The sequence below is a fragment of the Falsirhodobacter sp. 1013 genome (genome assembly GCF_051195255.1).
In the GTDB taxonomy this organism is placed as follows: Bacteria; Pseudomonadota; Alphaproteobacteria; order Rhodobacterales; family Rhodobacteraceae; genus Falsirhodobacter.
In genome coordinates, this window is record NZ_JBNJLK010000008.1 from 133453 (window position 1) to 146242 (window position 12790).

Here is a 12790-nt window from a genome sequence, read left to right on the forward strand (position 1 = left end):
GATGCATCTCGGATCGGCCCATGTCAGGCCGTCCCTTTGAGGAAGCCATAATGCGCTTCCATGGCCTTGATCTGCGTGTCGTTTCCGCTGCCCAGAAGGTTGTCGTTGTACAGCGCATTGTCCTGGGTGGAGGGCCACTCGATCACGTCGAACCAACCCTTTGCCCGCAGATGTTCCAGACCCGCCCGCCGGGCCATCCAGAAGAACCAGATATCGTCCCCCCGCGGGCAAAGGCGCATGAAAAGGTCCTCGTCGAAGACGTCGTCATGGAAGGCCATGGGGGGATAAAGAATGCCCCCCACTCCGGTCGGGAACATGGCGTGGCGGCTTGTCGGGGGATGCCGTTTGGTGGTGGCCAGTTCCCATTCCGCATAGGGCTTCAGGCTGCCGTCGGAATTGAACTTGGCAACATGAACGCGCCCCCCGACAATGGCTTTCGGGTTCGTGGCCGCGACGCTGACCAGGCTGTCCAGCCAGGTCGGGGGATAGTAGACGTCGTCGTCCGCGGTCACCACGTATTGGTTCGGGCAGGTCCGCAGGCTCGGGATCAGCTTCTTGTAGGACCGGATGTCCTCGCACGTCTCGATGGACAGGCCATGTGCCTGCAGTTCCAGAACATCTGCCGGAAGGGCGGCCTTGTCGTTATGGGCGATCCACAAGACGACATGATCGGCCGCGATCGTCTGGTCGAGGAGGCTGCGGATCGTCCTCGCAAGGTAGGGAAAACGAAGCGGATAGGATGTCAGCGTGATGGACAACGGCGCACCAAGGCTGTGAGGCATCTTGACCCGCGTCTGCGGAAAGCGCCGCACGTTCCTTTGCGCCTGCCTCCGCAGCCACGACATCCGCAGCGCGCGCAGGGCCAGTCTGGCCCGGTAGGTGCCGATCATGGGCCGTTTCCTTCCGTGCCACCAAGCGCCGGCCGTGCCTTGCGGACGACCATGCCCCTGAGGCTGCCGAGCATCCGGATCGCTTCCGCTTCGGCGGAACTGGGCCTTCCGCTGGCGACCCATGCGACAAGAAGTGCCGCGACGTAGACAGCGATTCCCGCCACGACAAGAAGCAGAAGCATCGCCAGATCCGGATCGCCGGAGGTTCCGAGCAGATGAGGAGCAAGCACGTAGGTCAGCAGGACGAACATGACGGCTGAGGCGATGAGGGGCCGGATGACCACGGACACCTGCCGCACCAGGGTGATCCCCGTCATCTTCTGGATCAGCGTCATGTTCCAGGTCACGTTGATGAGGCTGGCAACGCCTCGTCCGGCGATGGCGCCCATCACGATGGCGAAATCTCCTCCGACCTGCCACCCCACCATCATGCCGGCGATCAGAAGGGGCAGGCGTACCGCGAAGGCGCGCATCTCGCGTCCGAACATCGCCTTCGTGCGTCCGAGGGCCATGGCCAAGGGCTGATACCCTTCACAGGCTTCGAAGGCCATGATCAGGGCCAATGCCTGGATCATCGGAACCGCAGGGATCCACGCTTCGCCCAACATCAGGCGCACCGCAGGCTCCGCGACGGCGGCGAAGCCGGTTCCGATCGGAAGGGCCAGAACGCACAAGAGTCCCTGAGCGCGAAGATAGGCGGCACACAGCCGGGGCATGTCGTTCTTGATGCGGGAAAACGCCGGGAAAAGCGTCTGCCGGATCGGACCCAACCCTTCCCGGATGGGCATGCCCGCCAAGTTGTCGGACATCGAGTATTGGCCAAGAGCGCCGGGCTGGATGGCGGCCCCGAGGATCAGCGGGTCGGCACGCCAGTTGATCATCTGGACCGTCTTGCTGAACGTGAGCCAGACCGAGAAGGAAAGCAGTTCCTTGTAGCCGCGGAGCCCGATCCTTGGCCGGTAGGGGGCGAAGATATAGGACGCGATGCACCGGACAATGCGCGCCGCCGCACCGCCAAGGATGAGGGCCCAGTAGTTTTCCAGGATAATCGCGGCTGTGACACCCGCGATGAAGCCCGCAAGCTTCTCCGTCACGCTGAGGGCGAATTCCTGCCAGAACACGAGGTTCCGTTGGAAGACGATCAGTCGCGGGCTTTGCAGGCCGTCGATGAGGGTCGTGCCCGCAAGGAAAAGCATGATGGTGAGCAGTCGGGGATCGCCGTAGGCCGTCGCCACGGGATGCGCGCTGGCCGCGATCAGAACGCTCAGAAGGATCGAGCGGGTGTTGTTGAGGGTCCAGGCCGTGTCGTAGTGATGATCCTGAGGATCATCATGCTGCACCAGCGCCTGCGCCAGCGAAAGCTCCGTGATGGACGCGATCACCATCGTCACCGCGCCCGCAATCGCGACAAGGCCGAAGTCCTCGGGCACCAGAAGACGGGCAAGGATCAGCGTGCTTGCCAGGCCGATCAGCGTCACGAAGATCCGGGCCAACGCAATCCAAGAAGCTCCCTTCATGACGAGGCTTCTATTACTCATTACTCGATCTCTTCTTCGTGCTTACAAAAAATAAACAATTTTACTAAATTTCGGAAACCTACGTCTTTAAGGTTTGGAGCCCGAATTGAACGCTTGGATATAACATTAAAATTTTAGGTGCAGCGTGCCTTAATGCTGTCTCCCCGTCTATGACCGAAAAGTAGGTATCCTTCAAGTGGTATAGATCTTCTTGGCTGCGACCTTATTCCACATCTGCTGTATATCGGCGATACCTGACGTGGGCCATTTCCCCAGGTCTGGCGTGGTAATAAATCATGAGAAATAAAGGATAAAATAAGATCTTCATAATGCTCATACAAACTTCCTGATCGTGTAGATCATAGGCAACGCACAACTATAAGTCGTTGCATCATGCCCCAATCACGGAATAGTCAGGGTATTCAGCAAGTGCCTGATATAACGCCCGCTTGCATTTTGGTCGCAATATTGTCAGGGATTTGGCCGTTGCTTAACGAGGTGTTTTGAGGGCAGAAGAACGGCATGAAGCATCGTATCAGTGTCATCCTCCCGACATACAATCGCGCCGGCTTGATCGGCGAAACGATTGACAGCCTTTTGGCGCAAACGCGCAAACCGGATGAGATCCTTGTCATCGACGATGGCTCGACCGACGGCACGGCGGGGGTCCTTGCCGGATACGACGCCCTGACGGTCGTGCGGACCGAAAATCAGGGAAAGGCTGCGGCGTTGAACCGTGCCCTTGGAATGATCACGGGCGACCTTGTCTGGATCGTGGACGACGACGACCTGCTTCTGCCCGGAGCTTGCGCCGCTCTGTCCGCTCCCCTTGAGAATGACGAGACTCTCGATTTCTGCGCGGGACGCCATATCGACTTCGAAGTGGATCCCGAGACGGGGAAGAAGCTCACCCGGGACCCCGGATACATGCGTTCCTCGTCGCCCGACCAGATCTTCCCGGACCTCCTTGAAGGCTGCCACATCTTCCAGCCGGGCCTCATGGTCAAGCGTCGCGTCTACGACACCGTCGGGCCCTTCGATCAAAGCCTCGTGCGGTCGCAAGATTACGAGATGCTGCTGCGCATCGCCCGCAGCCATCGCGGGCTGCAACTGGCCGAAACCGTCTTCCTGCATCGTGAGCACAAGGGCATCCGGGGCACGGCAACCACAAGTTTCGCGGCGTCCCGCAATGCCGACACTTGGGCCGTTTACAACCGCATCATCTTTACGCGCCTGCTGGACAGCCTCACGGACGAGGAGATCCTTGCAAGATCCGACCTCGACACCCTGCCGAAAGCCGTCCGTTCGCGTGTCGCGCGTGTGAAGCGTGGCTGCGTGCTGGCGCGGCAACGCATGTGGCCGGAGGCGGTCGCTGTCTGGCGCGAAGCAGCGGGAATGCACACGTCGGCGCTGTCGCCACTGGAACGCGAAATGCTCGCGCGCAGTCCGAACTCGCCGTTGGGTGCGCCCGAACTGCTCACATCGCCCCAGATCCGTTCCGAGTTCCTTGCCCTGTCCCGCATGCCCGTGGCCGGGTCGGAGATTGCGGCGGTCGTACGCCGTGCTGCGCGCTGGTACGTCCGGGCCGCTGTGAAGTCGCGCGACTGGCGCTTCGCGATGAATGGAGCTCGCTTCCTGCTCGGCAGGTGAAGCCGTTCGGCCCCGAGGGTCGATCAAGAAACGCAGGCCGCGCCACCCTTGGCGCGGCGATCTGCCGGTGTGTCTTGCTTTCCAAGGCCGCTGATAAAGAAGACTTGGGGACGTTTGCAACATGCGAGTGATCGGCATCGATGTCGTAAGAAGCGCGGCCATTTTCTTCGCCATGTTCTCCCATATCTATGCCGACATCGAACTGGGACACTACATGTCACCCGACATGGCACTTCCCCTTCGGGTCGTGTTGCAAACGGCCACCCCCATCTTCGTTCTGCTTTTCGGAACGATGCTGGAGCTGGTCTATTTTCCGAAATGGGTCTCCGGCAAAAGGCAGATGGTGACATCGCGCCTCCTGAAGCGCGCGCTGCAGTGCTGGATACTGTATGCACTGTCGATCTTTTGTCTCTTCCTGGTGGACGACGGATATTCGTGGAAGTTCAGCATCTCGTGTCTGATCTTCATGGGAAATTCGCCCTATACCGAGATCCTCAAGTTCTACGCCGTGGCCTTGTTGCTTACGCCGCTTCTTCTTCGGCTTCGCGAACGGGCAGGGCTCTGGCCCTTGGTGGTGCTGGCCCTTTCCTATCAGGCGGCTTGGCCGTTTCTCCACGCCCTTCCGGACGCCTACGATGATCTGGGCGCCCCCCTCCAGATCGCGCGGCTGATAAAATTCCTGACCGGATTCGGCAATCGGAGCCTGATGGGTCCCTCCGTGCTGCATGGGCTGAGCCTTGTGATCTTCGGCTTGTGCTTGGGACGTTTCATCTCGCAGGGGCGTGACGGAAAGACGACAGGGCAGGATACGGGATCCACCCGATCCGCGGCCTTCGCCAGAAAGATCGCGGCCGGCCTTGTCGTCTCGTTGGCCTTGACGCTTGCGGGCGCGCTGACCGTTCCAGACGCGGTTTTCCGAGGCTTGGCAAACATGAGTCTGAGGCTGAACAGCAGCGTGATCTATTTCGCGGCCGGGACCCTTTCCGCAGTCTCACTGACCTTGGCCCTCATATGGATCGTGGATGTCTGGGCTCCGATCCGATCAACCGTCTGGCATTCGGTATCCTTCTTCGGCCGAACCAGCATGTTCACCTTCGCGTGGGGAAACATGCTGCTGTACCTCCTGGATTACCGGCCGACCAATGCCGTCAGCGCTTACGGAACGGCCGGGCTCTTGCTGGCGGCCATCTGCTTGATGAGCTTCTGCTTCGACCGGGCCATGCGTCGCTCTCGGCGGGCTGGCGCCCTGCTTGAGATGATCAACAGGCCGCTCGACCGGCTGACGCGCCTGTCCATCCGGCCTTAAACGACGCTCCCGCTGCAGGCACAGGCCACAACCACTTTCGAAGTGAAGGCACTCCCCCATTCCTGCCGCTCGGTCTTGCTGCCTCCAAGGCGGTCAAATCACACAAGTCCGTCGGCGGCTAAACCAGTTGGGAACTGCCGATACCTGAACCTTCATGGATCACGAAGAAGATGATTGCTATGCAGTGTCAGTAACAAAGGGAAGAAGTGGCAGCCCGTAGGGGAGTCGAACCCCTCTTTTCAGGTTGAAAACCTGACGTCCTAACCGATAGACGAACGGGCCACTGCGGGGGCTTCTAGTGTGCGGCGCGAGGGTGCGCAAGAGGAAAATTCAGATCTCTTCCGCAGCGTCTTCCAGCCGAAGCTGGACACGGTTGCGCCCGCCATAGCTGTTGATTTCCAGCCGTCCAGCCAGATGGAATCGCCGGGTTCCGCAGTTGTCGAAAGCGGGTCCCAGCGGGCCGTCAAAGGCGCCAAAGGCCACCGCATCCACGCGCGGACCGCCAAGCCCGCCGAAGTTCAGCCGCAGATGATTCTCTCCGATACGCCGGGCGGTCACGCCCTGCGCGGCAAACGCGAATCGCGGGGCGGGGGAGCTGGCCCCGAACGGTCCCGCGCTTTCGATCTGTTCGATCAGGGCGGGGGTGCAGGCCTCGGGCATAAGCAGCCCTTCAATCCGCAGGTCCGACGGCCCGGCACTGCCGGCGCCCTGCTTGGCCAGCAGTTCGGCCAGACGCTCCATCGCCTCGGGCAGGCGCGCTTCCTCCACCGTCAAGCCCGCGGCCATCTTGTGCCCGCCGCCCTTCAGCAACAGCCCTTCCGACGCCAGCCGATGGATCGACGCGCCAAGATCCACGCCCGTTACCGAGCGGCCGGAGCCTTTGCCGATGCCTCGCTCCAGCCCGATGACGACGGCGGGGCGATTCGTCGCTTCCTTGAGGCGCGAGGCGACGATGCCAACCACGCCCGGATGCCAGCCTTCGCCCGCGGCCCAGACCAGCGGCGCGTCCAGACCGCGCGCCTCGGCCTGCGCCATGGCTTCCGCGCGCACCCGCGCCTCGATGTCGCGGCGCTCGGTGTTCAGCTCGTCCAGTCGTGCGGCAAGGGCCGCCGCTTCGCGCGGGTCCTCGGTCGCCAGGAGGCGCGCGCCCAGATCGGCCTGCCCGATGCGGCCGCCGGCGTTCACGCGCGGCCCCAGCAGGAAGCCCAGCGAATAAGGCGTAGGCGCTTCCGTCATCCGCGCCACGTCGGCCAGCGCCGTCAAGCCGACACGTTCCCGCCGCGCCATAACCTTCAGCCCCTGCCGCACCAGCGCGCGGTTCACCCCGATCAGCGGCGCCACATCGGCCACCGTCGCCAGCGCCACCAGATCCAGCATACCGATCAGGTCCGGCCCCGTCACACCGTCCTTCCGCAACCGGCGGTTCACCTCCACCAGCACCAGGAACACGACCGAGGCCGCGCAGAGATGCGCAAGCGACCCGTCCTCGTCCTGCCGGTTGGGGTTCACGACGGCCAGCGCGGGCGGCAGCGTCTCGGCGCCCAGGTGATGATCCAGCACGACGACGTCGGCAGCCGCGGCGGCGGCGATGGGCTCATGGCTCAACGTGCCGCAGTCGACGCAGATGATCAGATCATGGCGCGCGGCCAGATCCTGCATCGCGGGCACGTTGGGGCCGTAACCTTCGTCGATCCGGTCGGGAATATACAGCGTCGCATCCCGCCCCATGGCGCGCAGCCACACGATCAGCAGCGCGGCCGAGGCGCCGCCGTCCACGTCGTAATCGGCGAAGATGGCGATCCGCTCGTTCCGGCGCACGGCCTGCAGGATGCGTTCGGCGGCCGGACCCATGTCGCGCAGGATCATCGGATCGGGCAGCAGGTCACGCATGGCAGGGGCAAGATACAGGGCCGCGTCGGCGGGCATCACGCCGCGGCGCACCAGCGTGCGGCACAGGGCGGCGGGCAGGCGGGTGGACTGGCCCATCGCCTCGGCCAGGCGATCCTCGTCATCCGTGGGGCCGACCCAGCGGCGACCAAGGAGCGAGCGTTCGACATTCAGAAATGCGCGTGGGGGGATCATCCGCCCCCCATACCCCAAAGCGGAAGGGGCGGCAACGCCGCCCCCGCCGGGATCAAATCGCCTTGATCGGGTTGCGGTAGGTCATCCGCCGGACGGACCCCGTGCGCGAACGCATCAGGATCGTTTCGGTCGTGACCCAGCCCACCTCGCGCTTGATGCCGGCGACAAGGTTGCCATCCGTCACGCCGGTGGCGGCAAAGATCACGTCGGCCGTCACCAGTTCGTCGCGGGTGTAGATGCGGTCCAGATCCTCGATCCCGGCGGTGCGGGCGCGGCCGATCTCGTCCTCGTTGCGGAACAGCAGCTTGCCATAGAACTGGCCGCCCATGCATTTCAGGGCCGAAGCCGCCAGCACGCCTTCCGGCGCGCCGCCCGAACCCATGTACATGTCGATGCCCGTGCCGGGGGTCGAACAATGCATCACGCCGGCCACGTCGCCATCGGTGATCAGGCGGATCGCGGCGCCCGTGGAACGGACTTCGGCGATCAGGTCGGCGTGGCGGTCACGCTCCAGGATGCAGACGGTGATGTCGGCGGCCGAACCGCCCTTGGCCTTGGCCAGCGCATGCACCCGTTCCGAAGGCGACATCGCCAGCGTCACGGTGTCCACCGCGTAATCCGGACCGATCGCCAGCTTCTCCATGTACACGTCTGGCGCGTGCAGCAGTGTGCCGCGCGGGGCCATGGCGATCACGGTCAGCGCGTTCGGCATGTCCTTGGCCGTCAGCGTGGTGCCTTCCAGCGGGTCCAGCGCGATGTCCACGGCCGGACCGCTGCCCGTGCCCACTTCCTCGCCGATGTACAGCATCGGCGCCTCGTCCCGTTCGCCTTCACCGATCACGACAACGCCCGCAATGTCCAGCAGGTTCAGCTGTTCGCGCATGGCGTTGACGGCGGCCTGATCGGCGGCCTTTTCGTCGCCGCGCCCGATCAGGCTGTGCGAGGCAAGTGCCGCAGCCTCCGACACCCGGGCGAGGCCCAGCGAAAGCATACGGTCTTGAAATTGTTCTGCGTTGGCCATCTTGCCCCTCGTCTCCTTCGTTCCCGACAAGTGGTAGAGCGGGGGGAGGCGAGGGGCAAGCGTGGTGGCGCTAACGCTTCAGACGTCCTCGATTCTCAAGGCGACAGGCTCGCCCACAAGCACGCCGGTGGTGCGGAAGGTCTTCAGCGCGACAAGGATGTCGTCGCGCGTCGCCTTGTGCGTCACGATCAGGACCGGCGCGTCGCCGTCCATGTGGCCGTATTGGCGCATGCGGTTGATGGACACGCCCGCCTCGCCCAGCTTGGTCGCGATCTTGGCCAGCGCACCCGGCTTGTCCATCAGGCGCATCCGCAGATACCAGGCCGCCGGTGCGGCGGAGCGGGCCGCCACGGGCTTGGTCAGCGAGGTGGCGGGCTGCCCGAAGGTCGGCAGGCGCAGGCCCCGTGCAAGGTCGATCACGTCGCCCATGACGGCGCTGGCCGTCGGCCCCTGACCCGCCCCTGCGCCGCGCAGGACGATCTGACCCACGGCATCGCCCTCGACGACGACCATGTTCGTGCCGCCCGACAACTGCCCCAGCGGGCTGTCGCAGGGCACAAGGCAGGGTGTCATCCGCTGTTCCAGCCCGCGCCCCGTCATCTGTGCCACGCCCAGCAGCTTGATGCGATAGCCCATGTCCGCCGCGCGCCGGATGTCGTCGATGGAGATTTCGCCGATTCCCTCCAGCTCCACCGCGTCAAAGGCCACCTGAGTGCCGAACGCGATGGAGGACAGGAGACTCAGCTTGTGGCCCGCGTCGATTCCCCCGACGTCCAGGTTCGGATCCGCCTCCAGATAGCCCAAAGCCCGCGCCTCCTCGAACACGACGTCATAGGGCAGGCCCGTATCCTCCATCCGCGTCAGGATGTAGTTGCAGGTGCCGTTCATCACGCCCATCACGCGGCGGATGCCGTTGCCGGCCAGCCCCTCGGTCAGGGTCTTGATGATCGGGATGCCACCCGCGACCGCCGCCTCGAAGCGGATGGTGCGGCCGGCGGCCTCGGCCATCTCGGCCAGGGCCTGACCGTGATGCGCCAGCAGGGCCTTGTTGGCCGTCACGACATCCTTGCCGCTGGCCAGCGCCGCCTCGATCGCGTTCTTGGCGGCGCCTTCATGGCCGCCCATGACTTCCACGAAGACGTCGATGTCGTCGCGGCGCGCCAGCGCCACGGGATCATCTTCCCACGCAAAGCCCGACAGGTCCACGCCGCGATCACGTCCCGCGCTGCGGGCCGAAATCGCGGTAATCATCATGGGACGGCCCGCGCGCATGGCGATCATGTCCGCATGTTGCTGGACGATCTTGATGACACCGACGCCGACCGTTCCAAGGCCGGCAAGTCCGATACGCAGGGGAGCGGGCATGTATCCTCCGAAAGTTGCCGAAGGATTGATAACGCGGGACGGCGGTCCCTGCCAGCGTTTACCGCAGGGCGGCGGCGCGGGCGCGCAGGGCCGCGGCGCGTGCGTCAAGGCTGCCTTCGGTGGCCGGACCGGTCAGGTTCTTTCCGATCCGCGCGTCGATCTCCGCCTGCGGCAGCAGGACGGGCGGGGCTGCCGCGGCCGGGGGAAGGGGACCCACATCCGGACGGGGGGCGCAGGCGGCCAGAAGAAGAACTGCGATCCACTTCATGCAAGGGCCTTGAACTTGCCGGCGTGGAAGATCATCGGCTGCCCTCCGCCCAGGGTCACGCGCCCGACACGCCCGACCATGATCAGATGGTCGCCACCATCATGGGTGGCGTGGGTGGTGCATTCGAACCGCGCCAGCGCGCCCTCGATCAAGGGCACGCCCTGTTCGTTCGGCCCGTGTGACACGCCGTCGAACCCGGCCGCCCCGCGGCCGAAGGCCATCGAGATGTCGGCCTGCGCGTCCGACAGGATGTGAATGGCGAAATGCTGCGCCCGTTCGAAGAACGGAAAACGGGTCGACGATCGCGCCGGCGACCACAGAACCAGCGGCGGGTCCAGCGACACCGACGCGAAGCTGTTGGCCACCATTCCCACCGGACCCTTGTCGGACAGGGTGGTCACCAGCGTGACACCCGTGGCAAAGCGGCCAAGGGCGTCACGGAACGGAAGCGCGTTGCCGGTCGCGTCGAATGTGGTGATCTCGGTCATGCCGCCCCCTGCCGTTTGACCGATTTATGGGGGGCGGACGGGATGGTGTAAACCCTACTCGGCGGCCTGTTTCATCTCGAAGCCTTCCGCCAGCTTGTCGCTGGGGATCACCGGATATTCGCCCGAGAAGCAGGCGTCGCAATATTTTGGCGATTTCGGGTCACGACCCGCCGCTTCCCCGGCCGCACGGTACAAACCGTCGAGCGAGATGAAGCGCAGCGAATCGACGCCGATCCAGTCGCGCATCTCGTCTTCCGACATGTTGGCGGCCAGCAGCTTTGACCGTTCCGGCGTGTCCACGCCATAGAAGCAGGGCCATGCCGTCGGCGGGGAGGCGATGCGGAAGTGCACCTCCGCCGCGCCGGCGTCCAGGATCATGTCCTTGATCTTGCGGCTGGTGGTGCCCCGCACGACCGAGTCGTCCACGAGGATGACGCGCTTGCCGCGGATCAGCGCGCGGTTCACGTTCAGCTTCAGACGCACGCCCATGTTGCGGATGGACTCGGTCGGCTCGATGAAGGTCCGGCCCATGTACTGGTTGCGGATGATCCCCATCGCATAGGGAATGCCCGACTCCTGGCTGAAGCCGATGGCCGCCGGCGTGCCGCTGTCGGGCACGGGGCAGACCAAATCGGCCTCCACCGGCGCCTCGCGCGCCAGTTCCACGCCGATCTGCCGGCGGGTTTCATACACCGAACGCCCACCGAGGATGGAGTCGGGGCGCGAGAAGTACACATGCTCGAAGATGCAGAAGCGCGAATTGGCGGGGGCGAACGGACGGGAGGAGGTGATCTCCCCATCCTCGATCACCACCATCTCGCCGGGCTCCACCTCGCGCACGAACTCCGCGCCGATGATGTCGAGGCCGCAGGTTTCCGACGACAGCGCATAGCCTTCGCCGACCTTGCCCAGAACCAGCGGGCGCACGCCCAGCGGGTCACGCACGCCGATCAGCTTCGTGCGCGTCATCGCGATGACCGAGAAGGCCCCCTCAACCCGCCGAAGCGCGTCCTTCATGCGTTCCGGCACCGTGCGCTGAATCGACCGCGCCATCAGGTGGATGATGCATTCCGAATCCGAGGACGACTGGAAGATCGATCCACGCTCGATCAGTTCACGGCGCAACTGGGCGGCGTTGGTCAGGTTGCCGTTATGGGCAATGGCGGCGCCACCCATGGAAAACTCGCCAAAGAAGGGCTGCACGTCGCGGATGGCGGTCGCACCCTTTGATCCGGCCGTGGAATAGCGGACATGGCCGATCGCCAGTTCGCCCGGCAGCGTGTCCATCACCTTCTGGTTAGTGAAGTTGTCGCGCACATAGCCGAAGCGGCGGGCGGAGTTGAACCCATGCTCGGGGTGATGCGAGACGATGCCGGCCGCTTCCTGTCCCCGATGCTGAAGGGCATGCAGCCCGAGGGCCGTGAAGTTCGCCGCATCGGCCACGCCGATCACGCCGAAAACACCGCATTCTTCCTTCAACTTGTCATCGTCGAAGGGGTGGGACATGAAGGGTCGCATGGGCGCGCTCCGAATCCGTGGAATTGCCCTTCATGTAGTCGCTAACGGCGCGACTGTCACCCACCTGTAACGAAATCCCTAACCGTTTTGCGGCGCCGGTGCCACTTCGGGGGCGATCGGCTGCACGGGTGCCCCACAAGTGCCCACAAGTTTCTCGTATTGCTGGACAACCCAGCCCGGCGCGTCATCGGGAACCTGCGCGTCGATCTTGCCCTGGAACGAGGCGAAGACGTGGGCGGAACGCGAATTGTCGACCATCGGGATGGTCTGGGCGCCGATGACCTTGTCATAGACAAGGAAGGCCACCGCCACGAGGACGATGCCCCGCGCCGCCCCGAAGGCAAAGCCCAGCGCCTGATCCACCGAGCCCACGGCCGTCCCCTGGATGGAGGAGGACAAAAGCGGCGTGAAGAGCGAGATCACCACCAGCGATAGCGCGAAGATGGTGGCAAAGGCCGCGACCATTGACAGTTCGCAACTGTCGCCCAGAAACTCCCCAACCACCGGGATCTGAAGCACCAGCGGCTGGGCCATGGCCGCGAAGGTGAAGGCAAGAACGGCCGCAGCCACCCAGCCGATGATCGCCATGACCTCGCGCACCAGCCCGCGCGCATAGGCGAGGACGGCCGACAAGACGATGACCACCGCAACCACGGCGTCGATGATGGTAAAGCCGTCCATGAAC

11 protein-coding genes and 1 tRNA gene are annotated in these 12790 nt (G+C 64.2%); 2 read left to right on the plus strand and 10 right to left on the minus strand.

Annotation, left to right across the window (positions count from 1 at the left end; genetic code table 11):
• Positions 1-23: 23 nt before the first annotated feature.
• Together ACSHZY_RS12690 and ACSHZY_RS12695 are read right to left on the minus strand one after the other, a co-directional pair.
• Positions 24-890, minus strand: a complete 867-nt coding sequence (locus ACSHZY_RS12690) for a glycosyltransferase (protein WP_435169642.1) — start codon at positions 888-890, stop codon at positions 24-26.
• Positions 887-2428, minus strand: coding sequence for a lipopolysaccharide biosynthesis protein (locus tag ACSHZY_RS12695; protein WP_435169644.1), 1542 nt, complete (start codon positions 2426-2428; stop codon positions 887-889). The genes ACSHZY_RS12690 and ACSHZY_RS12695 overlap by 4 nt, the downstream gene beginning before the upstream one ends.
• 501 nt (positions 2429-2929) lie before the next feature.
• On the opposite strand from ACSHZY_RS12695, the gene ACSHZY_RS12700 reads away from it, so the two are divergent.
• Positions 2930-4057: a glycosyltransferase family 2 protein gene (locus ACSHZY_RS12700; protein WP_435169646.1), complete on the plus strand. Its 1128-nt coding sequence runs from the start codon at positions 2930-2932 to the stop codon at positions 4055-4057.
• 121 nt (positions 4058-4178) lie between these two features.
• Positions 4179-5363 (plus strand): OpgC domain-containing protein, encoded by a 1185-nt coding sequence (opgC, locus tag ACSHZY_RS12705; protein WP_435169647.1) that lies wholly within the window; start codon positions 4179-4181, stop codon positions 5361-5363.
• Positions 5364-5570: 207 nt separating this feature from the next.
• On the opposite strand, the gene ACSHZY_RS12710 is transcribed toward opgC, so the two are convergent.
• From ACSHZY_RS12710 to ACSHZY_RS12745, 8 genes are all read right to left on the minus strand, one after another.
• Positions 5571-5645, minus strand: a tRNA-Glu gene (locus tag ACSHZY_RS12710).
• Positions 5646-5693: 48 nt separating this feature from the next.
• Entirely contained in the window at positions 5694-7445 is a 1752-nt protein-coding gene (gene recJ, locus ACSHZY_RS12715; protein WP_435169649.1) for a single-stranded-DNA-specific exonuclease RecJ, read from the minus strand.
• Positions 7446-7497: 52 nt separating this feature from the next.
• The gene (gene glpX, locus ACSHZY_RS12720) at positions 7498-8466 is read right to left on the minus strand and encodes a class II fructose-bisphosphatase (protein ID WP_435169651.1); all 969 of its coding nucleotides are present in this window, start codon (positions 8464-8466) and stop codon (positions 7498-7500) included.
• A 78-nt stretch (positions 8467-8544) separates the two neighbouring features.
• Positions 8545-9831 (minus strand): homoserine dehydrogenase, encoded by a 1287-nt coding sequence (locus ACSHZY_RS12725; protein ID WP_435169652.1) that lies wholly within the window; start codon positions 9829-9831, stop codon positions 8545-8547.
• Positions 9832-9889: 58 nt separating this feature from the next.
• A complete protein-coding gene (locus ACSHZY_RS12730; protein ID WP_435169654.1) occupies positions 9890-10099 on the minus strand; it encodes a hypothetical protein in 210 nt (69 codons plus the stop codon).
• A complete protein-coding gene (locus ACSHZY_RS12735) occupies positions 10096-10587 on the minus strand; it encodes a flavin reductase family protein (protein ID WP_435169656.1) in 492 nt (163 codons plus the stop codon). Before ACSHZY_RS12735 ends, ACSHZY_RS12730 begins: the two co-directional genes overlap by 4 nt.
• Positions 10588-10641: 54 nt before the next feature.
• A complete protein-coding gene (gene purF, locus ACSHZY_RS12740) occupies positions 10642-12105 on the minus strand; it encodes an amidophosphoribosyltransferase (protein ID WP_435169658.1) in 1464 nt (487 codons plus the stop codon).
• Positions 12106-12183: 78 nt separating this feature from the next.
• A complete protein-coding gene (locus tag ACSHZY_RS12745; RefSeq protein WP_435169660.1) occupies positions 12184-12786 on the minus strand; it encodes a CvpA family protein in 603 nt (200 codons plus the stop codon).
• Positions 12787-12790 lie beyond the last annotated feature (4 nt).

What these genes read in the sequence shown, in the direction of transcription:
- ACSHZY_RS12700 (WP_435169646.1), top strand. Translation starts at nt 2,930, where the DNA reads ATGAAGCATCGTATCAGTGTCATCCTCCCGACATACAATCGCGCCGGC.
- ACSHZY_RS12730 (WP_435169654.1), bottom strand. Translation starts at nt 10,099, where the DNA reads ATGAAGTGGATCGCAGTTCTTCTTCTGGCCGCCTGCGCCCCCCGTCCG.
- ACSHZY_RS12735 (WP_435169656.1), bottom strand. Translation starts at nt 10,587, where the DNA reads ATGACCGAGATCACCACATTCGACGCGACCGGCAACGCGCTTCCGTTC.
- ACSHZY_RS12745 (WP_435169660.1), bottom strand. Translation starts at nt 12,786, where the DNA reads ATGGACGGCTTTACCATCATCGACGCCGTGGTTGCGGTGGTCATCGTC.
- glpX (WP_435169651.1), bottom strand. Translation starts at nt 8,466, where the DNA reads ATGGCCAACGCAGAACAATTTCAAGACCGTATGCTTTCGCTGGGCCTC.
- purF (WP_435169658.1), bottom strand. Translation starts at nt 12,105, where the DNA reads ATGCGACCCTTCATGTCCCACCCCTTCGACGATGACAAGTTGAAGGAA.
- ACSHZY_RS12695 (WP_435169644.1), bottom strand. Translation starts at nt 2,428, where the DNA reads ATGAGTAATAGAAGCCTCGTCATGAAGGGAGCTTCTTGGATTGCGTTG.
- ACSHZY_RS12690 (WP_435169642.1), bottom strand. Translation starts at nt 890, where the DNA reads ATGATCGGCACCTACCGGGCCAGACTGGCCCTGCGCGCGCTGCGGATG.
- ACSHZY_RS12725 (WP_435169652.1), bottom strand. Translation starts at nt 9,831, where the DNA reads ATGCCCGCTCCCCTGCGTATCGGACTTGCCGGCCTTGGAACGGTCGGC.
- recJ (WP_435169649.1), bottom strand. Translation starts at nt 7,445, where the DNA reads ATGATCCCCCCACGCGCATTTCTGAATGTCGAACGCTCGCTCCTTGGT.
- opgC (WP_435169647.1), top strand. Translation starts at nt 4,179, where the DNA reads ATGCGAGTGATCGGCATCGATGTCGTAAGAAGCGCGGCCATTTTCTTC.